This is a genomic window from Pseudonocardia sp. SID8383 (assembly GCF_009864975.1).
Lineage (GTDB): Bacteria > Actinomycetota > Actinomycetes > Mycobacteriales > Pseudonocardiaceae > Pseudonocardia > Pseudonocardia alni.
This window is the reverse complement of record NZ_WWFY01000348.1, coordinates 13,084-34,861: the sequence shown is the minus strand read 5'-3', so window position 1 is coordinate 34,861 and position 21,778 is coordinate 13,084. Positions and strand designations below refer to the sequence as shown.

The window sequence follows — 21,778 nt, the reverse complement described above, 5'->3', positions numbered from 1 at the left end:
GCATCGCGGCGACCGCCCGGTCCCGGTCCGGGTCGCGGTCGTCGCCCCTGGTCCCGGCGGCGCCGTGGTGGCCGGAGCACCGCCCGGCCACCACGGCGCCCGACTCGGTCGCGCGGACGAGTTCCAGCATCAGCACCTCGTCGGGTGGCGGGTCCACCCCGTCACCGTGTGCCGTCCGCACCACGCGGCGCCGGTCAGCGCGCCGCGGCGTTGGCCACGGCACGGGCGGACAGGGCCGACTGGGCGGCGTCCCGGTTCTGCTCCTGCCCCCGCCACGCCTCCAGCGCGGGCCCGACCAGCGCCCGGCCGAAGGAGTAGGTGAGCTCCCACGGCAGCGGGTCGAGACCCTGCATCGCCCCGAGGTGCTCCGTCGCCACCTCCGGGTCCTGGCCCCCGGACAGGAAGGCGATGCCCGGGACGGCCGGGGGCACGGTCTCCCGCAGTGTCTCGACCGTGGCCTCGGCCACGTCGGCGACCGTGACCTGCTCGCCGCTGCCGGAGCCGGGGACCACCATGTTCGGCTTCAGGACGATCCCGTCGAGCTGTACCTGCAGGAGGTCGAGCTCCTCGAACAGCTCCTCGAGGGTCTCCGTGGTCACCTGCCGGCACCGGGCCAGGGAGTGGTCGCCGTCCATGAGCACCTCCGGCTCCACGATCGGCACCAGCCCGCCCTCCTGGCACAGGCCGGCGTAGCGGGCCAGTGCGTGCACGTTGGCGCGCACCGCGCGGTCCGACGGCAGCCCGTCGCCGATGGTGATGACCGCCCGCCACTTCGCGAAGGTCGCGCCGCGCCGCACGTAGTCCGCGATGCGCTCGCGCAGCCCGTCGAGTCCCTCCGTGATCTTCTCGCCGGACGCCCCGGCGAGCGGCTTCGCCCCGGTGTCGACCTTGATGCCCGCCAGGATCCCGATGTCGGACAGGTACTCGGGGAACGACCGCCCGTCGTCGAGCTGCTGGTGGAAGGTCTCGTCCGCGAGGATGACCCCGCTCACGGACTCGGCGAGCCGCGGTGTGGTCACGATGAGCTCGCGGTAGACGCGGCGGTTCTCCTCGGTCGGGGCGACGCCGACCGACTCGAGCCGGGCGGACATGGTCCCGATGCTCTCGTCGGCGGCGAGGATCCCCCGCCGGTGCGAGACCATCGTGCGGGCGATCTTGTTCAGAGCTGACACTTCGTCCCCTCCTGGGAATTGACGGTCGCGGGCGGTCATGCGATCGCCCGGTGGCCTGCGTGGTCGCGTCCGGGCGTGCCTCCGGTCTCCGGGGCGTCGTGGGGGCCGGGCGGCGGCGAGCCCTTCGCCGCGGCGATCTCGACGAGGGCTTCCGCGTGCCCGGTGAGCCCGCGCTGCCGGTTCCAGGTCGCGCGGATGGGACGCCCGGGCATCTCGTGGTCCACGGCGACGAGGTGGAGCCGACCGTCCGCGATCTCGGTACGGACGGTCGACACGTTCAGGACGGTCACCCGTCTGCTCGTGGCGACGGCGAGCTTGAGCGCGCTGCTGGACGGCAGCTCGACCTGGCCGCCGGCGGGCCGGTGCGAGGCGAGGAGCTCGTCGGTGAACGCGCGCAGGCCCGACCCGCGCTCCCGCAGCACCAGAGGTGCACCCGCGAGCTCGGCGACGGTGACGGGTGTCCTCCGGTCCGCCCAGGGGTGCCGGGGCCCGACGACGACGGCCAGCCGGTCGTCGCAGATGTCTCGGGTCACCAGCTCGTCATGGTGCGCCGCGCCCGTCCGGTCGCCGGTACCGCACCATCCGTCGACGAACGCGAGGTCGACCCGGCTCTCCAGGACCAGGCGGTGGAGCGTCTCGAGGTTGCCGGTCCGCACCTCGACGAGGACGTCGTCGGTGGTGGAGCCGGCGTGGTTCAGCCAGTCGGGGATCAGGTGCTCGGAGATCGCGGGGCTGCCCGCGATGCGGAGCCTGCGGGCCTCCGTGGATCCCATGCGGGAGCCGAACTCGAGCAGCTCGTCGGCCGCCCGGATCACGTTGCGTGCATAGCGCGCCAGTACCTCGCCCTCCGTGGTCAGCGTCGACCCGGCAGGCGACCGCTCGAGCAGCCGGAGACCGAGTCGTCTCTCCATCGCACTGATCCGCGTGCTGGCGGCAGGCTGGGAGATGCGGTGTTCCTGCGCTGCCTTTCCGACGCTGCCACGGCTCGCCACCGACAGCAGGAGATCGAGGTCTGCGAGCTGAGGCATCCGGGACGGAATCACCAACGTTCTTGTCCTCTCGCTCCGCCCGCGAAACTCCGTCGAAACGCGGCGCCCGGCGATGATGCGGACCGGGGGAGAACGGGTCAACCGCACGGACACGAACGCACGTGATCCGTGTACGAGAGGCGGGATTCGCGTCTCCTGCGGTGCGGCACGAGGACCGGAGGGCATTTTCCGTCCCCGTTCTCCGCCGGTTCCCGATACTGCTTCGTTCGTTCCTCCTAGGTCGCCGTTCGTCCCGGAAAACGCGCATCGGGTGGCGGCGCAGCCAGGAGCTCCGGGACGGACCGACCCGGTCCGAACTGCGGCGGGATCTCCTCGCCGGCGCGACGACGCCCCTCCGGCACCGGGGTACGCCGACGGCCGTTCCGGTTGTGGGGGTATTCGGGGTGCGGATCGGGTGATCGGTTTTCCGGATGTGTGGTGGTGTTGTGGGTGGGTGTCGGCGGGGCGACGGTGGGGGTGTTGTTCTTCCTGTTGTCGTGGTGAGGAGTTCGTCGTGCAGTTGCAGGTGGCTTTGGATGTTCTGGATCTTCCGTCGGCGTTGACGCTGGCGAATCGGGTGTCGGAGTTCGTGGACATTCTGGAGTTGGGGACGCCGTTGGTGAAGTCGGCGGGTATCGCGGCGGTGACCGCGGTGAAGGCGGCGCATCCGGACAAGCTGGTGTTCGCGGACCTGAAGACCGCCGATGCCGGTGAGCTGGAGGCGGATCTGGCGTTCGGTGCGGGTGCGGATCTGGTGACGGTGATGGGGGTGGCCGACGACGACACGGTGCGGGGTGCGGTCGCGGCCGGTGCCCGGCACGGGAAGCGGGTCGTGGCGGACATGATCGGGGTGGTGGACGGGCGGGTCGAGCGGATCCGTCAGGTCGCGGAGCTGGGTGTGGCGTTCGTGGAGATCCATGCGGGTCTGGACGAGCAGGCGCGTCCGGGGTACTCGATCGACCGGTTGCTGGCCGACGGTCGGGCGGCGGGGGTGCCGTTCTCGATCGCCGGTGGGGTGAAGGCGGACACCATCGGGTCGGTGCGTGAGGCCGGGGCGGTGGTCGCGGTGGCCGGTGGGGCGATCTACAACGCCGACGATCCCGCCGCTGCCGCCGCCGAGCTCCAGAAGCGCATCGGCCGGTGACCGTCCGTACCGCGCCGCCGGGGGCGTCCGTGTCCCCGCCGCGCTCCGACGACGAGCTGGCCCGGTTGACCGCCCCCCGGGTCCCCGCCGACTGGACCGACCTCGACCGGCGCGCCGTCGACACCGCACGCGTGCTGGCGGCCGACGCGGTCGAACGGTGCGGGAGCGGCCATCCCGGGACCGCGATGAGCCTCGCGCCGGTCGCCCATGCGCTGTTCCAGCGGGTCCTGCGGCACGACCCCACCGATCCGGACTGGCTCGGCCGGGACCGGTTCGTGCTCTCCGCCGGTCATTCCAGCCTCACCCTCTACATCCAGCTCTACCTGTGCGGGTACGGCCTGGAGCTGGACGACCTGAGGTCCCTGCGGACATGGGGCTCGCGGACGCCGGGCCACCCCGAGCACGGCCACACGGCCGGTGTCGAGACGACCACCGGCCCGCTCGGGCAGGGCCTCGCCAACGCGGTCGGGATGGCGATGGCCGCCCGGCGTGAACGCGGCCTCCTCGACCCGGACGCCGAACCCGGCACCAGCGTGTTCGACCACCGGATCTACGTGATCGCCTCCGACGGCGACATCCAGGAGGGGGTGACCTCCGAGGCGTCGTCGCTGGCGGGGACCCAGCAGCTCGGAAATCTCACGGTGATCTACGACAGCAACGAGATCTCCATCGAGGACGACACCCGTATCGCGCTGTCCGAGGACACCGCGGCACGGTACGAGGCCTACGGGTGGCAGGTCCTGACCGTCGACGGCGGCGAGGACGTCGCGGCGTTCCTCGACGCCGTCGACCACAGCAGGGCCGACAGCACCCGCCCGACGCTGATCGTGCTGCGCACGGTGATCGGCTATCCGGCCCCCGGGCTGATGAACACCGGCGCCGTCCACGGCGCCGCACTGGGCGGTGCGGAGCTCGCCGCGGTCAAGCGCAGCGTCGGTGCCGACCCGGAGCTCAGCTTCCAGGTCGACGACGACGTGCTGCGGCACACGCGGGAGGCGGCCGACCGCGGCCGTACCGCCCGCGCCGCGTGGCAGGTCGAGGCGGACGCGTGGGCCCGGGCGAACCCGGAACGTGCGGCGCTGCTGGACCGGCTCCGGCGACGCGAGCTGCCCCCCGGCTGGGCGGACGCCCTGCCGGTCTGGGAGCCCGGTGATGCCGGTGTCGCCACCCGCAAGGCATCGGGGACGGTGCTGGCGGCGCTCGGCGACAGGCTGCCCGAGCTGTGGGGTGGTTCGGCGGACCTGGCGGGGAGCAACAACACGACGATCGCCGGCGCGGACTCCTTCGGCCCGGCCGGGATCTCGACGTCGAGCTGGAGCGCCCAGCCCCACGGACGGACGCTGCACTTCGGCGTCCGCGAGCACGCCATGGGGTCGATCCTCAACGGGATCGCGCTGCACGGGGGCACCCGGCCCTACGGCGGGACCTTCCTCGTCTTCAGCGACTACATGCGGCCCGCGGTGCGCCTGGCCGCGTTGATGGAGCTGCCCGTCGTCTTCGTGTGGACGCACGACTCCATCGGGCTCGGCGAGGACGGGCCGACCCACCAGCCCGTCGAGCAGCTGGCCTCGCTGCGCGCCGTCCCCGGCCTGTCCGTGGTGCGCCCCGCCGACGCGAACGAGACCGCGTACGCCTGGCGGACGGTGCTCGAGAACGCGGGCCCGGCCGGCCTGGCCCTGACCCGCCAGGCCGTGCCGACTCTGGAGGGCACCTCGCGGGAGGGCGTCGCACGGGGCGGGTACGTGCTCGCAGAGGCCTCGTCGGGACGTCCGGACGTCGTGCTCGTGGGCACCGGGTCGGAGGTCCAGCTCGCCCTCGGGGCGCGGCGGATGCTCGAGTCGGAGGGCGTCGCCACCCGGGTGGTCTCCCTGCCCTGCCTGGAGTGGTTCGACGGCCAGGACGAGGACTACCGGAACCGGGTACTGCCCCCGTCGGTCCGGGCGAGGGTCGTCGTGGAGGCCGGTGTGGCGCAGCCCTGGCACCGCATCGCGGGGGACGCCGGCGAGATCGTCTCGCTGGAGCACTTCGGGGCGTCGGCCGACGTCGCGACGCTGTTCGAGAAGTTCGGCATCACCGCCGCGGCCGTGGCCGAGGCCGCCCGGCGCAGCCTGGCATCGGTCGGCCGGGCATGACCGGGACGACGACGAGAGGGAGAACGCGATGACCCGCCAGATGACCCACGACCTGACCCCGGGCGAGTTCTCGGTCGCCACCCGCGCCGTCGTCGACGAGGTGCAGCGGGTCAGCGCCAGGATCGAGCCCGAGGCATGGACCCGTGCGGGCGCCCTGCTGCTGCGCGCCCGCACGGTCTTCACCGTGGGGACCGGGCGCAGCGGTCTGGCGCTGAACATGGCCGCGATGCGCTTCATGCACCTCGGGCTGCCGACCCACGTCGTCGGGGAGGTCACCGCTCCGGCGATCGGAGCGGGCGACGTCCTGGTGGCGGCGTCGGGCTCGGGCACGACGGGACGTGTGGTCCGGGCGGCCGAGACGGCCCGGGCCCAGGACGCGGACGTGATCGCACTGACCACGGCGGCCGGCTCGCCGCTGGCCGAGATCGCGACCGAGACCCTGGTGGTGCCGGCCGCCGACAAGCAGGACTTCGACGGCAGCGCCTCCGTCCAGTACGCGGGCAGCCTCTTCGAGCAGTCGGTGCTGCTGATCAGTGACGCGCTGTTCCACACGCTCTGGAAGTCCGGGGACAGCCAGGCCCGCGACCTCTGGCGGCTGCACGCCAACCTCGAGTGAGTCCGACCGCCGTGCCCGCCCGACCGACCCGAGGAGCCCGACATGTCGGCACCCGACATCAGCACACTGGAGGCGGTGGCCCTGGAGGCGACCCGCAGCGCCGCGGTGGCCGCCTACCCGTGGGCCGGCCGTGACGATCAGGATGCGGCCGACGCAGCGGCCACCGAGGCGATGCGCACAGCGCTGGCCCGCGCACCGGGGCGGGGGACGGTGGTCATCGGGGAGGGGGAGAAGGACGACGCCCCCATGCTGTTCAACGGCGAGATCGTCGGGACCGGTGACGGGCCCGACTTCGACATCGCCGTCGACCCCCTGGAGGGCACGTCGTTCTGTGCCCGGGACCTGCCCGGGGCGCTGGCGACGATCGCGTTCGGCCGGACGGGATCGTTCTGGTCGCCCGGCCCCGGCTTCTACATGGACAAGATCGTCGTTCCGCCTGCCGCGCGCGACGTCGTCGATCTGGACGACCCGCCCGAGCGCACCGTCGCCAAGGTGGCGGAGGCCGTGGGCAAGAAGGTCGGCGACCTGCGTGTGATGATCATGGACAAGCCACGCCACGCGGAGCTGATCGCCCGGGTGCTGCGGGCCGGTGCGGCGGTGCAGACCCCGGCCGGCGGCGACGTCGGCGGGAGCCTGGCGGTACTGATGCCGACCCTCGACGTCGATCTCCTGCTCGGCGTGGGGGGCACCCCGGAGGGTGTGCTGACGGCAGCCGCCGTCCGCGCGCTCGGCGGCGGGATGCTGGGCCGGCTCGCACCGCAGCGCGAGGCGGAGGCGGCGGCCCTGCGCGCCGCGGGCCGGTCGACCGACCGCATCCTGCGCTGTGAGGAGCTGGTGGCGGACACGGCCTTTTTCGCCGCCTCCGGGGTGAACGGGGGCCCGTTGCTCGGCAGGCCCCGCAGCAGCGGCGGCACCACCGTCGTCGAGTCCCTGCTGATCACCGACGGGCAGATCCGCCATGTCACCCACACGACCTTCGACCGGGCCACCGGGACGAGGAGGGAGCAGCCGTGACCCTGCACCGGGATGACCTCCGGGTCCGCGAACTGGGTGAGTGCCGCTACGACTCGCCGATGGCGGGCCTGCTCACCGCCAAACAGACCTCACCGCACTACGTGGCCGAGGGTGACCGGGTCCTCCTCGAGGACACCGTCTCGATGCTGGCCGAGCACGACCGGCCCTCCGTCGAGGCCGCGAGCTTCGAGGCGGCAGGTCCGCGTCGGCGGATCTACTTCCGGCCCGAGGGGGTCACCGCCGGGATCGTCACCTGCGGAGGGCTCTGCCCCGGCCTGAACAACGTGATCCGCGGCCTGGTGCAGGAGCTGACCGTGCACTACGGGGTCGAGCGCATCCTCGGCTTCCGCAACGGTCTGGAGGGACTGACGGCGGCCCGTGTCGACGACACGGTCGAGCTGACCCTCGACGACGTCCGCGACATCCAGAACTCCGGGGGCACGATCCTGGGCAGCTCGCGCGGCGGCCACGACCCGGACGAGATGGTCGACAGCCTCGTGTCCCGCGGTGTCGACATGCTGTTCGTGGTCGGGGGCGACGGGGGGATGCGCGCGGCCACCTGCATCAGCACGGCGATCCGGGCACGGGGCCTCGACATCGCCGTCATCGGCGTCCCCAAGACGATCGACAACGACCTGCCCTTCACCGACCAGTCGTTCGGGTTCCAGAGCGCGTTCGCCCGGGCCACGGAGTTCATCACCGCGGTCGCGGTCGAGGCCGCCGCGAGCCGCGACGGTGTCGGCATCGTCAAGCTCATGGGCCGCCACTCGGGGTTCATCGCGAGCTACGCGGCGCTGGCCTCGAGTCTGGCCGACATCGTGCTGATCCCCGAGGTGCCGTTCGCCCTGGACGGTGACGACGGCCTCCTCGCGCACGTCGAGAGGCACGTGCGGACCGCGGGACACGTCGTGATCGTCCTCGCCGAGGGGGCGGGTCAGGACCTGCTGGCGGAGCACCCGGCGGCCGGCTCGGCGACCGACGCTTCGGGGAACGTCCGGCTGGGCGACGTCGCCGAGCTCCTGCGGGAGCGCGTCGGCACGCACCTCACCGACGCTGGCCTCGCCCCCACGATCCGCTACATCGACCCCAGCTACGCGATCCGCAGCGTGGCCGCGAACGCCTACGACAGCGTCTACTGCCTGCGCCTGGCGCACGCCGCGGTGCACGCGGCCATGGCGGGACGCACCGAGGCCGCGGTCGCGCGCTGGCGTCGCCGGTTCGTCCACGTCCCGCTGACCCTGATGACCAGCCGTCGCAACCAGGTCGACCCGAACGGCGACATGTGGCTGTCGGTGCTGGAGGCGACCTGCCAGCCCGCCGGGTTCGGCGCGGCCGGCGCACACCCCCTCCACGCGGGGTTCTGCTGAGCCTGCCCGCCGCCGCGGGTACGGACCCGCCCGCGCCGGGGGCGGACATCGCACGACGGCGGCCCGGGACAGGTTGGCGGATTCAAGGGGTCGTTGCAACACCGCTGGTAGTTCAAGCGGACAGTAGTTGACGCAGACGCTCGGCTGGAGTCTTCCAGCCGAGCGTTTTGCGTGGGCGCCCGTTGAGCTGTTGAGCGACGTGTTCGAGGTCGGCCGGGTCGTGGACGGATAGGTCGGTGCCCTTGGGGAAGTACTGCCGCAGCAGGCCGTTGGTGTTCTCGTTCGAGCCGCGCTGCCGGGGCTGGCGGGGTCGCAGAAGTAGACCGGCATGTCCGTGGCCAGCGAGAACGAGACGTGCGCGGCCATTTCCGAGCCTTGGTCCCAGGTCAATGAGCCGCGTAGTTGCGCGGGCAGGGTCGCCATGGTGGCGACGAGTCCGTCGCGGACCTGTTCGGCGCTGCGCCCGTCGGGCAGGTGGACCAGCATCACGTAGCGGGTGGCGCGCTCGACCAGGGTGCCGATCGCGGAGCCGCCCTCGGCACCGATGAGCAGGTCACCTTCCCAGTGTCCGGGCACCGCCCGATCGGCGACCTCGGCCGGTCGTTCGGAGATCATGACCATCGGGTCGAGGAAACGGCTCTGCCTGGTCCGGGGGTCGCGGCAGGGCCGGCGACGGGCACGGCCGGTGCGCAGGGCCGCGGCGACCTCGCGGCGCAGCCCGCCACGGGCCTGCAGGTAGAGCGCCTGGTAGATCGTCTCGTGGCTCACGCGCATCTCGGGGTCGTGGGGGAACTCAGCGACCAGAGCGTGGCAGATCTGCTCGGGAGACCAGCGCACCGCCAGCTTCGCGGTCACGTAGTCGCGCAGTGGTGAGTCGAAGGCCAGCTTCGACGGCTTCGGTCGAGTTCGACGCATCGCGGCCGCGCGGTGCGCGGCGTGCGGCCGGTACTCACCTTGCTTGTCACTGTTGCGGGCGACCTCACGGCTGATGGTGGAAGGGTGGCGCCCCAGCCGGTTGGCGATCCTGCGGATCGACAGACCTTCCCGACGCAGGTCGGTGATGGTCTCCCGTTCGGCCAACGACACAAACCGTCGGTGGAGGACCTTCTCCACCTTGGCCATCGACAGCACCATCGTGATCATGCCCGTGGTGTAGTCCACCCGCCGTCCGTCGGGATGGACCCGACTGTTCCCGGTCTTGCGGCCCCCGTGGTCCCAGTCCCTGGCCGTCCGGATGTTCACTCCGACGACACGGGCAGCCTCAGCACGCCGAACCCCCTCACCACGCAGGCGCTCGAACTCGTCCCGCCCGGGATGACGCCCTCGCCCACCAGGACCATGCGACCGCTTCCCGGCCTGGCGAACCCACCCCGCCGCGGTGTGGCGGTTGACGCCCAGCTCCCGGGCGACCGTCGTCGCCGAGCCGACCACATCGAAACGGGCCAAGGACTCCTCACGCAGCCGAGCCAACTCGGCCCGCCCCTCACCACCACCTACAACGGCCACGGTCGCTGCAACTCCTCAGGATCGAGGTGTTGCAGCGACCGCTAGAACTTGCCGTTCCTGTCCCGGGCCGCCGTCGTCGCATCGGCCCACGGGCCGTCCGGGCTCAGGGGCGCCGTGGCCAGAGGCTCGAGAACTCCGGATTGTCGTCGTCGAGGATGCGGAACGCGAGACCGATGGCCTCGTTCGGGTCGATCTGATCGACACCGGAGTCGCCCCGGGCGAGCCGCTCGAAGAGGTCCGCCAGCTCGTCCGCCTCGGCGGGGGACAGCCGCGGGTCACGGGTGCAGCGGACGTAGCGCATCCGCACCACCCGTGCGGTCTGCAGCATCAGGTCGCCGTAGGCGTTCACCGGTGTCTCCGGACTCGTTCGTCGTATCTCCACGGGCGCTCCACTCACGAGACGATGCGCTTCTGGAGCTCGGCGGCGGCAGCGGCGGGATCGTCGGCGTTGTAGATCGCCCCACCGGCCACCGCGACCACCGCCCCGGCCTCACGCACCGACCCGATGGTGTCCGCCTTCACCCCACCGGCGATCGAGAACGGCACCCCCGCCGCCCGACCGTCGGCCAGCAACCGGTCGATCGAGTACCCCGGACGCGCCTGCTCGTCCAGACCCGCATGGATCTCCACGAACGCCACACCCAGCTCCGCGACCTGACGGATCCGCTCGACCCGCCCGTCCACCACCCCGATCATGTCCGCCACGACCCGCTTCCCGTGCCGGGCACCGGCCGCGACCGCACCCCGCACCGTGTCGTCGTCGGCCACCCCCATCACCGTCACCAGATCCGCACCCGCACCGAACGCCAGATCCGCCTCCAGCTCACCGGCATCGGCGGTCTTCAGGTCCGCGAACACCAGCTTGTCCGGATGCGCCGCCTTCACCGCGGTCACCGCCCCGATACCCGCCGACTTCACCAACGGCGTCCCCAACTCCAGAATGTCCACGAACTCCGACACCCGATTCGCCAGCGTCAACGCCGACGGAAGATCCAGAACATCCAAAGCCACCTGCAACTGCACGACGAACTCCTCACCACGACAACAGGAAGAACAACACCCCCACCGTCGCCCCGCCGACACCCACCCACAACACCACCACACATCCGGAAAACCGATCACCCGATCCGCACCCCGAATACCCCCACAACCGGAACGGCCGCCCTACGATCGAATGGTGTCGAGACATTCGTCGAGAAGAACGCTGTTCGCCCCGTCCATCCTCTCCGCCGATTTCGCCCGTCTCGCCGAGGAGGCGGACGCGGTGCGCGGTGTCGACGGCCGGGGCGCCGACTGGCTGCACGTGGACGTCATGGACGCCCATTTCGTGCCGAACCTGACCCTGGGTCTACCGGTCGTCTCCTCGCTGCTCGCCGCGACCGACCTGCCGCTGGACTGCCACCTGATGATCGAGGACCCGGACCGCTGGGCGACGGGCTACGCCGAGGCGGGTGCCCACAACGTCACGGTGCACGCCGAGGCCGCCGCCGATCCCGTGGCCCTGGCACGGAACCTGCGCGCGGCAGGCGCCCGCGCGGGGCTCGCGATCCGGCCCAGCACCCCCCTGGACCCCTGGCTCGAGGTGCTCCGGCACTTCGACACTCTGCTGGTGATGTCGGTGGAGCCCGGGTTCGGCGGTCAGGCCTTCGACCCGGATGTCCTCGACACGGTCCGCCGGGCCCGCACACTGGTCGACACCGGACACCTGGACCTGGTCGTCGAGATCGACGGTGGCATCAACGCCGACACGATCGAGCAGGCGGCGGAGGCCGGCGTCGACTGCTTCGTGGCCGGATCCGCGGTCTACTCGGCCGCGGATCCGGCACGGGCGCTGGAGGGGCTGCGCCGCCAGGTCGACGCCGTCCGCGACCGGCGTCGGTGATCAGATGCCGAACCTGCGCCGGACGTCCGGAGCATGGCGCCGGGAGACCGGCACGCCCTCGTGCGACCGGCCGTCGGTGATCAGGAACAGTTCACCGCGCGGACCCCGCTCGATCTCGGCCACACGGCGCAGGTTCACCAGGTAGCGCCGGTGGACCCGTCGGATCCCGAACGGGGCGAGAGCCTGTTCGACGTTGTCCAGCCCGCGGGTGGCGGACTGGATCCGGCCCCGCTCGGTGACCAGCCAGACGGTGTTGCGGTCGGCCTCGGCGTAGCGGATCTCCGACGGGGTCAGCAGGACCAGCCGGTCGTCACGCACGCCGATCACCCGCCGCGGGAGCACCTCGGAGGCCTGGCCACCGGCGTCACCGGGGGAGTAGGCCTCCCCGTCCGCGACCCCGACGGCGCACAGCAGTCCCACCACGCCCTGGCCGTCGACGACCGGCCACAAGGTGAGCGGGACCTCCGCCTCGCCGGGACACACCGCCAGGCGGGCGTGTCCGCACCAGTCCGGGCCGCACCCGGACCGTTCGATCGCCCAGCGGACCACCTCGGGCAGACCGGGGACGTCGGGCACCCGGCGCGCCGCGGTCGCGCTCGTCCCGACGACGGGTGCCGCGCCGGTGAGCCCCAGTGCCACGGCCGCCTCGTCGTCGGCGGCGATCACGCTGCCGCCCCGGTCCATCGCGACGAGTGCGCCCCGCGTCCGGGCCGCCCGCGTCTCGAACGCGGTGACGACGACATCTGCCTCGTACGCGGCCCGCCGGCGGATCACCTGCTCGACACAGGCGACGGCCTCCGTCAGCCACGGCAGAACGAGAGGCGGGAGGGACGCGTTCCACCGCGAGATGTTGATGGAGGCGACGGGTGCGCCGGTCACCACGTCCCGCACCGAGATGCCCGCGCACGCCCAGTCGTGGAACCCCTGGCACCAGTGCTCCGGACCGGTCACGGTCACCGGACCGTCCACCTCGAGCGAGGTGCCCATCCCGTTGGTCCCGGTACACGCCTCGGACCACGACGACCACGGAGCGAGGTTGTGCAGTTCGGCGCGGCGCCGCGCCGACGAGTCGCCCCAGGCGCCCAGCACCCGCCCCCGGCTGTCCGCGACGGTGACGACGCCCCCGTCGCGTTCGATCTCGCGGCCCGCCATCGCGCCCAGCCCACCGAGGGCGGTGAACACCACGCCGTCGTCCACCCGGGGGCTCTCCGCGCCGCTGCCGGCTCCGGGGGCGACGTCCAGGGTGCTGTCGACCCCGTAGCGGTCCCGGCACCGGTACCACGACGCGAGGATCTCGGGACGCACCCCGGTCCTGACCTCGTTGCCCGCGGCGAAGTCCTCCCAGGCCCGTGCGACCTCGCGGGCCGACGACGCCGCGACGAGCGGACCCCGCGGGGCGACGTTCCGGCTCCCGCTCCGCTCCGGAGCCAGGACCAGCGGTGGGACTCTCCCCGTCATCGCGACCTCCTTGTCGCCGGGCGCCGGGGTCAGTTCGCCCCGGCCACCCACATCCGTTCTGCATTTCCTCCCGCCGGCACGTACGGTGCCGGCGCCATGTGCCGGATCCGCGGGAACGTCCGCGCCGGCACACTCAGCCGACGACGTCCGGCATGCGGGGGAAGCGTGTGCCGTTTCGACGGCGCAGTGATCGGACGCTTCTCCCGGAGAGCGCGCCGCGCCCGCCTGTCACGCATTCCCCGCCGTTCGTGATCTCCCGGCGCAGTCCGCTTGCCCTCGATTCGACCGTGCGTTTAGCGTGCGAGTCAGGTTGCATCACCGCGCTCGAGCGAGACAGACCAAAGGCGGTCGCCATGCCACAGGTAGTGCGTCCCGGCACCGGCCCGGAGGACGCCGACGTGCGGCGGGCCTGGGAGCGGTTCGCCGCCGGTGACGACGCGCTCAGCGGGATCCGGCCCGAGATCGCGGTGTCGTGGCACCGGTGCCGGGACCAGTACGGGGTCGACCCGCTCATCTCCGAGGCCCCGGCCGCCGTGACCGAGGTCGTCCACACCCTGGAACACGACGTCGTCATCGCCGAGCTCGGGTTCCGGGCCGGCCCCATCGCCCACGAGCTGAGTGGAGAGGGCGGGATCGTCACCATCGCCGACGCCAACGGCCGCGTGCTCGCGCAGTGGGGCGACGAGGCGACCCGTGCACTCGCCGCCGAGGCCAACCTCGCGCAGTGGTACTGCTGGTCGGAGAGCTCGGTCGGCACCAACGGCATGGGGACCGCGCTCGCGTCGCACACCCCCGTCACGGTCCGCGGCGCCGAGCACTGGTGCGGGGCGTTCCAGGACTGGAACTGCACCGGGGTCTCGGTCCGCGACGCGGTGAGCCGACAGCCGGTGGCGGTCCTGAACATCTCCTGCTGGCGGCGCGAGCTCCCCCGGTCGGCGCAGGGATGGCTCGGCACCGCGGCGTCCGCGACGCAGCGCATCCTGCGCCAGCGAGCGCGGGGCGACGGCACCGAGCTGATCGCCGCGGTCAACCACGCGCGGTCGTTGACGACAGCTCCGCTCGCCGGCGTCGACCCGGCCGGGCGGGTGGTCGTCGCCGACGACACCGCCGGGGTGCTGCTCGGCATCCCCGGCTCCACACCGGCGCCGGACCCGGCGGTCCGGTGGAGGCCCGAGCTGCCCGAGTTCATCCGGGCCGCCCGGTACGCCGCGGGGCAGGCGGGCAGGGACGCCGGCTGGACCGGCTCGACGCAGATCCTCACCCGGCTCTCCCGCGAGCCGATGACGATCAGCTTCCGTCCCGTGTTCCTCGCCGGGCACCTGGTCGGCAACGTCGTCTCCTTCGGTGTCTCGGAGGGCGAGCCGCTTCCCGCGTCGACGGACGCCCCGGACGCACCGGCCGCCCCGCAGACCCCGCCGCGCCGGCTCGTCGCGGCCCGCGAGAACAGGATGGTCCTGCTGCGTCTGGCGGAGGTCGCGTTCGCGCAGTCCGACGGCAACGAGGTGTGGCTGACCACCGAGGAGGGGCAGATGCGGTCCGCGTCGCTGGGGCTCGACCGGCTCGAGTCCGAGCTGAACGGCGCCGGCTTCCTACGGGTGCACCGCCAGTTCGTGGTGAACCTCAGCCGGATCCGGGAGGTCGAACGCCGGGAGAAGGGCGAGCTGGTGCTCGTCATGGACGACCCGGCCGAGACGGTCGTGCCGGTGTCCCGCCGCAACATCCCGACGGTCCGCCGCGCGCTCGAACTCTGACCCGGGCCGCGGCCTTCAGCCGCGGTAACGGTGCACGTCGCAGACGCAGTACATCAGCCGGCACTCGAAGCATTCGGGCTTCCCGACGCAGGTGATGCAGGGGCCGCACTCCACCGGCTCGGTGTGGCGGGCCATGTCCTCGGGCCCGAAGCGCTCGCCGCACAGCATGCACGGCAGGTTCTGCCGCGGTCGTGTGGCCGGGGTCTGGGTCATCGTCATCACCGTCGGTTTCCGTGGTCGGGCCGGTACACCCGGCCGGTGGGGCCGCAGACGCGACCACGTCCCCACCGGCCGGGTGCTGGTCAGAGGACCGGTGTCACAGGGAGAACACGATCAGTGATGCCCCGTGTCCCTGTCCGGACAGACCCGGCACGATGCCCTCCAGCCAGCCGCCCCATCCGACCGGGACCGCGATGTACTGCTTGCCGTCCACGGTGAAGGTGCTCGGGCTGCTGTGATGGCCGCTGCCGCACTGGAAGCTCCAGAGCTTCTCGCCGGTCTCGGCGTGCAGCCCCAGGAACTCGCCCGCCGGCGTGCCGGCGAACACCAGGTTCCCCGCGGTGCTCAGGGTCGAGGCGGCCATCGGCATGTCCTTGAGCCGGTAGCGCCACTTCTCCTCGCCGTGCGAGTCGAACGCGCTGACCGAACCGGCCATGTTGTCGATGTCGACCTCGACGGCGGCACCCCAGTAGGGCATGCCCTCCTTGAACTCACGGCGCCGGCGGGTGGCGGTGGCACCGACATCGGCGACCGGGACGTAGAACAGGTCGTGGTCGGGGTTGTAGGACGCGTGGGTCCACTCCTTCGCGCCCGCCGGTCCCGGGAAGAAGTGGCAGGGCTCGCCCTCCTTGTCCGGGTACTTGCGCGGGGTGACCTTGCCGTCGCGCGTGATGACGCCCCAGTCGATCCGGTCCACGAACGGGGTGACGTGCTGCAGCTCGCCGTTCGTCCGGTCCAGGACGAACATGTACCCGTTCTTGTCGAAGTGGGCCAGGAGCTTCTTCCCGTCCCGCTCGAACAGGGTCATCTCCATCGTGGAGTCGTAGTCCCAGAGGTCGTGCGGCGTGAACTGGTAGTGCCACTTGATCTCGCCGGTGTCCACGTCCAGCGCGACGACGCTGTCGGTGTAGAGGTTGTCGCCGGGGCGCACCTCGCCGTCGAAGTCCGGGGCCGGGTTGCCGGTGCCCGCGTAGTACAGGTTCAGATCGGGGTCGTAGGTGCCGGTGACCCAGTGGTTCGCGCCGCCGCGCTGCCACGCCTCACCGTCGTCGGGCCAGGTCTCGGACCCCGGCTCGCCCGGCTTCGGCACCGTGTAGGTGCGCCAGCGCTGCTCGCCCGTCTCCAGGTCCCAGGCGTCGATGTGGCCACGGACGCCGTACTCACCGCCGGCGGAGCCGGTGATGAGGAAGTCCTTGATGACCAGCGGCGCGATCGAGGCGCTCTCGCCGGCGCGGACGTCGCCGATGGTCTTCTGCCAGACCCTGCGCCCGGTGGTGGCGTCGAGTGCGACCAGCTGCGCGTTCTGGGTCACCATGTAGACCTTGCCGTTGGCGACCGCGCAACCGCGGTTGACGTTGGCGCAGCACAGCGTCACGTCGATCGGGATGGCGTGCTTGTAGCGCCACAGCTGCTCGCCGGTCACGGCGTCGAGCGCCCAGATCTGGCCGTCCCAGCCCGTCACGAACATGACGCCGTCGACGACGATCGGGCACGCCTCGAAGGCGTAGGTGGAGGTCGAGGCGATCATGCCGGTGGCGCTCGCCTGGAAGATCCAGGCGACCTTCAGGTCCTTGACGTTCCCGGCGTTGATCTGGTCCAGCAGGCTGTGGCGCTTGCCGTCGTAGTCTCCGTAGTAGGTGATCCAGTTGTGCGACTCGCTGCGCGCCTGCAGGATCCGGTCGTAGTCCAGCCCGCGTGTCACGTCCGGTGCGCTGTGCGGGAGGTTCGAGAGCTTGCTGTGGTCGAACGCCTTGCCTGCGTCCACGTACTCGATGGTCATGGTGATTCGCCCTTCTTACGGTCGCGGCTGGGCAGGACGGTCGAGCTTCGCCTCCGGTGGGACCTCACCGGTCACCACGATCGCGGCGGTCAGACCGCGGCCCTCGTCGTTACCCGCCGGGGAGCCGTACCAGTAGCAGCCGGGACCGTCGAGCTCGATCGTCGCGCTCCCCTTGGAGTGGTTCACCAGGCCGATGAACTGCCGGTCCCCGTTGCTGGGCAGCAGGCACGCGTGGGTGTTCTTGTCGTCGTTGATGATGGTCAGCTCGAGCGTGCCGCTGTGCGGCATGATCAAGATCGCCGGATCCCACGTCATGGCGTCCTCGGGGATCCTGATCGTCGCCTCCATCACGCCGTCGGGACGCTCGGTCGCCCGGGCGACCGAGCCGGTCCCGAGCACCGCGCCGATGGTCGCGCGGTTCTGCCCGCTGAGTTCGGCCAGGAGTTCCTCCCGGCTGTCCTGGGCCGAGTCCTCGCGGTCCTGTATGGATGTCATCGCTTCGCCTCCTCGTCGTTGAGAAAAAAGCAATTCGGCGGCGCCGGTGTGTGCGGAACACGCGCGTCCCGCGCGCCGGCCGACTGCGATACAACAGCCGCTGCGGGAATGGGACGATCATCCGGCCACCATTCCGGTGGTGATTGCCATCACCCGCCGCGCAACACACGTTACATCGCACGAGGGTGTTGCGGTATGGCTCGCCGTTGACGGGGCAACAGACCCCGTTCGCCGGTCGCGGCCTACCGTTCGTACCCCCTCGGAGCCCGCGGAGCAGTCCCGGGGCCGCTGCCCCGGCGGTGTCGCCGCGGCCCGGTCCGGAGCCGTGGACACGGACGAACCGCACGTCACGGGGGTAACGAGGCCGTCGCGACCACTCCGGCCCGTCCTGGGCGCAGCCGATCTCCGGTCCTGCCGGTCGCGCCGGTCCCCGCCCGTGCGGAGACGACGTCCACACGGTGGGAGCGGCCGGTCCGCCGCCGCGGCCGGCACCGCGCGGGACGACCTCCGGCGGTGCCGGCGTCGTGTGCCGGGGCCGCGTCCCGTGCGTCCGGCGGCGCCGGCCGGACCTGATCTCCCACACGGAGATCGCCGGTCCCGCAGACGCGTTCGGACGCAATTTCCCGGACCGCCCACGATCGCTTGTCCGGGCGCAGGATCAGATCAAGTCGAAACGGTCGAGCTCCATGACCTTGACCCATGCCGCGACGAAATCACGGACGAAACGGTCAGCCGCGTCGTCCGCGGCGTACACCTCGCACAGCGCCCGCAGCTCCGAGCTGGACCCGAAGACCAGGTCGACCCGGCTCGCGGTCCACCGCAGCTCACCGGTGTCCACGTCCCGGCCCTCGAACACGGACCCGTCGCCGTCGGGGCTCGCCGACCACCGGGTGCGACCGTCGAGGAGGTTCACGACGAAGTCGTTGGTCAGCGTCCCCGGCGACGTCGTCAGCACGCCCGTACGGGAACCGCGGTGGGTGGCTCCGAGTACACGGAGCCCGGAGACGAGGACGGTCATCTCCGGTGGGGTCAGCGTCAGCAGCGCGGCCCGGTCCACCAGCAGGTGCTCGGGCGCGATGCCGGAGGTGTCCCCGACCCAGTTGCGGAACCCGTCGGCGCGCGGCTGCAGGGCCGCGAACGATCCGGTGTCGGTCCACTCCTGCGTCGCGTCGGTGCGCCCGGGCCGGAACGGCACCACGACCTCGTGCCCGGCGTCCGCGGCGGCGCGTTCCACCGCCGCGCACCCGCCGAGCACGACGAGGTCCGCCATCGTGATCCGCCTGCCGCCGGTGTGCGCCCCCTCGAACCGCTCCCGGACCCCCTCCAGGACGGTGAGGACCTCGTCGAGCTGTTCCGGGTCGTTGACCGCCCAGTGACGCTGGGGCGAGAGCCGGATCCGTGCTCCGTTGGCGCCTCCGCGCTTGTCGGTGTCGCGGTAGGTCGAGGCCGACGCCCACGCGGTGCCGACGAGCTGGGCGACGGTCAGGCCGGACCCGAGGACCATCCGCTTGAGAGCGGCGACGTCGTCGTCGTCGACCAGCTCGTGGTCGACCTCGGGGACCGGGTCCTGCCAGAGGAACGGCTGTTCGGGGACGAGGGGACCCAGGTATCTGCGGGCCGGGCCCATGTCGAGGTGGGTGAGCTTGAACCAGGCCCGGGCGAAGGCGTCGGCGAACTCGTCCGGGTCGTCGAGGTAGCGACGCGCGATCGACTCGAACCCGGGATCGGCCCGGAGCGCGAGGTCGGTGGTGAGCATGACCGGGTGCGAGCGGACCCCGGGGTCGAACGGGTCCGGCACGGTGTCCGCGCCGCCGCCGTCGCGGGGGACCCACTGCCACAGGCCGGCGGGGCTCAGCTCGACGTCCCACTCGTACTCGAAGAGCGTCTCGAGGTAGGTGTGGTCCCAGCGGGTCGGGGTGCGTGTCCACGCGCCGTGCAGCCCGGCGGTCACCGTGTCCGGGCCGAGGCCGGTGCCGTGACCACCGCTCCAGCCCATGCCCTGGGCGGTCAGCGGAGCCGCCTCGGGTTCCGGTCCCGCGGTGACCATCGGGTCCGCCGGGCCGTGCATCCGGCCGAACGTGTGACCCCCTGCGATCAGTGCGACGGTCTCGGCGTCGTCCAGGGCCATCCGGCGGAAGGTCTGACGGATGTCGCGCGCGGACAGCTTCGGGTCGGGGTTGGTGGCCGGACCCTGCGGGTCGACGTAGATCAGCCCCATCTCGCTCGCCCCCAGCGGCTCGTCGAGCTCGTGGAGACCGGTGTAGCGCCGCTCCGACAACCACTTGCGCTCGGGGCCCCAGTACGTGTCGTCCGGTTCCCACACCTCCGGGCGCCCGCCGGCGAACCCGAGCGTCGTGAGCCCCATCGACTCCAGTGCACGGTTGCCGGCGAAGATCATCAGGTCGGCCCAGGACAGGCACCGGCCGTACTTGCGCTTCACCGGCCAGAGCAGGCGCCGCGGCTTGTCGAGGTTGCGGTTGTCCGGCCAGCTGTTCAGCGGGGCGAAGCGCTGCATGCCGGCGGCGGCTCCGCCCCGGCCGTCACCGGCGCGGTAGGTGCCCGCCGCGTGCCAGGCCATGCGCAGCACCAGCGGTCCGTAGTGACCGGAGTCGGCGGGCCACCAGTCCTGCGAGGTGGTGAGCACCTCGTCGACGTCCCGGGCGAGCTCGTCGAGATCGACGGTCGCGAAGCGCGCGGGGTAGTCGTCGTCACGCGGGTGCGGTCTGCGCAGCGGCGCGAGATCGAGCCGGTGCGGCCACCAGTCCCGAGGGCGCAGGTGGGTGGCCTCGGTGCCGGACCCTGCGCCGGCCAGGATCTGGTCGTAGGTGCGGTAGACGTGGGTGTCGGGGTTCTCGGGCATCGTCGTCCTCCCCGGGCCGACCGTCCAACGTGCCCCGCCGCCCCCGGTCGGACAGGGGCGTCGACGCCCCGGCCGGTCCCCGTGGGCATCGCGCCGCCGATGTCGGACCCGCTCCTGGCGGCCCCGCCCGCCCGGGGCCGGTTCCCGGTCCGTGCGCGGGGCCCTTCGGAGCATCGCTGGCGCGACGGGGCATCGCAAGGGGGCCGGTACCAGCGGTCGCCGATCGGTGCCGAACGGGGACGGGGCGAACGCGAACGGATCAGCCGCCGGCCCGTACGGCGCCGGGCGTCAGGCCAGGCGCCCGCCCGTCCCGCCGTCGAAGACGTGGATGCGCTGCGGGTCCGGGGCGAGCCGCAACCGGTCGCCGCGCCCCGGGGGGACCCGCGCGTCGGTACGGGCGACGAGCGAGGTCCCGGAGCCGTCGGTGAGGGTGCCGTAGACGTAGGCGTCGGCCCCCAGCTCCTCGACGACGTCGACGGTCACCTCCAGCCCGTCCCCGGCCCCGGCCGGGCGCAGGTCCTCCGGCCGGATCCCGACCGTGACCGTGTCCGACGCCCCGCCGGGCACGGGGATCCGCACCCCACCGAGGGACACCGACCCGTCGGTGGGGGAGGGCACCGTCACCAGGTTCATCGCCGGTGACCCCACGAACCCGGCGACGAAGGCGTTCACCGGCCGCTCGTAGAGCTCGCGCGGCGTGGCGCACTGCTGCAGCACCCCGCCCGAGAGCACCGCGACGCGGTCGCCCATCGTCATCGCCTCCACCTGGTCGTGGGTGACGTAGACGGTGGTGACACCCAGGCGCCGCTGCAGCGACGCGATCTGGGTGCGGGTGGACACCCGCAGCTTCGCGTCCAGGTTGGACAGCGGCTCGTCCATGCAGAACACGGCGGGCTCGCGCACGATGGCCCGGCCCATCGCGACCCGCTGACGCTGCCCGCCCGACAGGGCACGCGGCTTGCGGTCCAGCAGCCCCTCCAGGTCGAGGATCGTCGCCGCCTCGGCGACGCGGCGGGCGATCTCGTCCTTCGGGCGGCCCGCGTTGGTCAGCGCGAAGCCCATGTTCGCGGCGACCGTCATGTGCGGGTAGAGCGCGTAGTTCTGGAACACCATCGCGATGTCGCGGTCCTTGGGCCGGACGTCGGTGACGTCGCGGTCGCCGATCCGGATGGCGCCGGCGTCGACGTCCTCCAGGCCCGCGAGCATCCGCAGCGACGTCGACTTCCCGCAGCCGGACGGCCCGACGAGCACGAGGAACTCGCCGTCGGCGATCTCCAGGTCCAGCCCGTCGACGGCGGGGGTGTCCGACCCGGGGTAGATCCGCGTCGCCGAGTCGTAGGTGACCGTTGCCATG

The 21,778-nt window shown here is 72.2% G+C and carries 17 protein-coding genes and 1 pseudogene; 7 read left to right on the top strand and 11 right to left on the bottom strand.

Annotation, left to right across the window (positions count from 1 at the left end):
* Nucleotides 1-194: 194 nt before the first annotated feature.
* Both GTW08_RS08525 and GTW08_RS08520 read right to left on the bottom strand, forming a co-directional pair.
* Nucleotides 195-1,172: a class I fructose-bisphosphate aldolase gene (locus GTW08_RS08525; RefSeq protein ID WP_073573862.1), complete on the bottom strand. Its 978-nt coding sequence runs from the start codon at nt 1,170-1,172 to the stop codon at nt 195-197.
* A 35-nt stretch (nt 1,173-1,207) separates the two neighbouring features.
* On the bottom strand, nt 1,208-2,200 hold the full coding sequence (locus GTW08_RS08520; RefSeq protein ID WP_073573861.1) for a LysR family transcriptional regulator: 993 nt from the start codon (nt 2,198-2,200) through the stop codon (nt 1,208-1,210).
* A gap of 514 nt (nt 2,201-2,714) precedes the next feature.
* Between GTW08_RS08520 and hxlA (GTW08_RS08515) the strand changes: the two genes are divergently transcribed.
* From hxlA (GTW08_RS08515) to GTW08_RS08495, 5 genes are read left to right on the top strand one after another with little or no spacing between them, the layout of a single operon-like run.
* Complete coding sequence (gene hxlA / locus GTW08_RS08515; RefSeq protein ID WP_100880288.1) at nt 2,715-3,344, top strand: 3-hexulose-6-phosphate synthase; 630 nt, start codon at nt 2,715-2,717, stop codon at nt 3,342-3,344.
* Nucleotides 3,345-3,373: 29 nt separating this feature from the next.
* Nucleotides 3,374-5,476 (top strand): transketolase, encoded by a 2,103-nt coding sequence (gene tkt, locus GTW08_RS08510; protein ID WP_217266845.1) that lies wholly within the window; start codon nt 3,374-3,376, stop codon nt 5,474-5,476.
* 28 nt (nt 5,477-5,504) lie between these two features.
* Nucleotides 5,505-6,092: a 6-phospho-3-hexuloisomerase gene (gene hxlB / locus GTW08_RS08505; protein ID WP_073573858.1), complete on the top strand. Its 588-nt coding sequence runs from the start codon at nt 5,505-5,507 to the stop codon at nt 6,090-6,092.
* 42 nt (nt 6,093-6,134) lie between these two features.
* On the top strand, nt 6,135-7,106 hold the full coding sequence (locus GTW08_RS08500) for a fructose-bisphosphatase class II family protein (protein ID WP_073573857.1): 972 nt from the start codon (nt 6,135-6,137) through the stop codon (nt 7,104-7,106).
* Nucleotides 7,103-8,473, top strand: a complete 1,371-nt coding sequence (locus GTW08_RS08495; protein WP_073573856.1) for an ATP-dependent 6-phosphofructokinase — start codon at nt 7,103-7,105, stop codon at nt 8,471-8,473. Before GTW08_RS08500 ends, GTW08_RS08495 begins: the two co-directional genes overlap by 4 nt.
* Nucleotides 8,474-8,585: 112 nt before the next feature.
* On the opposite strand, the pseudogene GTW08_RS08490 reads toward GTW08_RS08495, so the two are convergent.
* From GTW08_RS08490 to hxlA (GTW08_RS08480), 3 genes and pseudogenes are all read right to left on the bottom strand, one after another.
* Nucleotides 8,586-9,616 (bottom strand): annotated as a pseudogene (locus tag GTW08_RS08490) (IS30 family transposase).
* Nucleotides 9,617-10,082: 466 nt separating this feature from the next.
* Nucleotides 10,083-10,328 (bottom strand): hypothetical protein, encoded by a 246-nt coding sequence (locus GTW08_RS08485; protein WP_253069305.1) that lies wholly within the window; start codon nt 10,326-10,328, stop codon nt 10,083-10,085.
* Nucleotides 10,329-10,372: 44 nt separating this feature from the next.
* On the bottom strand, nt 10,373-11,002 hold the full coding sequence (gene hxlA, locus GTW08_RS08480) for a 3-hexulose-6-phosphate synthase (RefSeq protein ID WP_073573854.1): 630 nt from the start codon (nt 11,000-11,002) through the stop codon (nt 10,373-10,375).
* 181 nt (nt 11,003-11,183) lie between these two features.
* Between hxlA (GTW08_RS08480) and rpe the strand changes: the two genes are divergently transcribed.
* Nucleotides 11,184-11,861: a ribulose-phosphate 3-epimerase gene (gene rpe, locus GTW08_RS08475; protein WP_073577174.1), complete on the top strand. Its 678-nt coding sequence runs from the start codon at nt 11,184-11,186 to the stop codon at nt 11,859-11,861.
* On the opposite strand, the gene GTW08_RS08470 is transcribed toward rpe, so the two are convergent.
* Entirely contained in the window at nt 11,862-13,319 is a 1,458-nt protein-coding gene (locus tag GTW08_RS08470; protein WP_073577175.1) for a DNA-binding protein, read from the bottom strand.
* A 353-nt stretch (nt 13,320-13,672) separates the two neighbouring features.
* Here GTW08_RS08470 and GTW08_RS08465 point away from each other — a divergent pair, with 353 nt between their 5' ends.
* Nucleotides 13,673-15,070, top strand: coding sequence for a DNA-binding protein (locus tag GTW08_RS08465; RefSeq protein ID WP_073577115.1), 1,398 nt, complete (start codon nt 13,673-13,675; stop codon nt 15,068-15,070).
* A 15-nt stretch (nt 15,071-15,085) separates the two neighbouring features.
* Here GTW08_RS08465 and GTW08_RS08460 read toward each other — a convergent pair whose 3' ends face one another.
* The 5 genes from GTW08_RS08460 to ugpC form a co-directional block, all read right to left on the bottom strand.
* On the bottom strand, nt 15,086-15,283 hold the full coding sequence (locus GTW08_RS08460) for a recombination activating protein 1 (protein WP_073577173.1): 198 nt from the start codon (nt 15,281-15,283) through the stop codon (nt 15,086-15,088).
* A gap of 103 nt (nt 15,284-15,386) precedes the next feature.
* Nucleotides 15,387-17,069, bottom strand: coding sequence for a PQQ-dependent dehydrogenase, methanol/ethanol family (locus tag GTW08_RS08455; RefSeq protein WP_073577114.1), 1,683 nt, complete (start codon nt 17,067-17,069; stop codon nt 15,387-15,389).
* Nucleotides 17,070-17,084: 15 nt separating this feature from the next.
* Nucleotides 17,085-17,564, bottom strand: coding sequence for an MSMEG_3727 family PQQ-associated protein (locus GTW08_RS08450; protein ID WP_062402320.1), 480 nt, complete (start codon nt 17,562-17,564; stop codon nt 17,085-17,087).
* 658 nt (nt 17,565-18,222) lie between these two features.
* The gene (gene katG, locus GTW08_RS08445; protein ID WP_083658898.1) at nt 18,223-20,424 is read right to left on the bottom strand and encodes a catalase/peroxidase HPI; all 2,202 of its coding nucleotides are present in this window, start codon (nt 20,422-20,424) and stop codon (nt 18,223-18,225) included.
* A 288-nt stretch (nt 20,425-20,712) separates the two neighbouring features.
* Nucleotides 20,713-21,777: an ABC transporter ATP-binding protein gene (ugpC, locus tag GTW08_RS08440; protein ID WP_073577113.1), complete on the bottom strand. Its 1,065-nt coding sequence runs from the start codon at nt 21,775-21,777 to the stop codon at nt 20,713-20,715.
* Nucleotide 21,778: the final 1 nt, after the last annotated feature.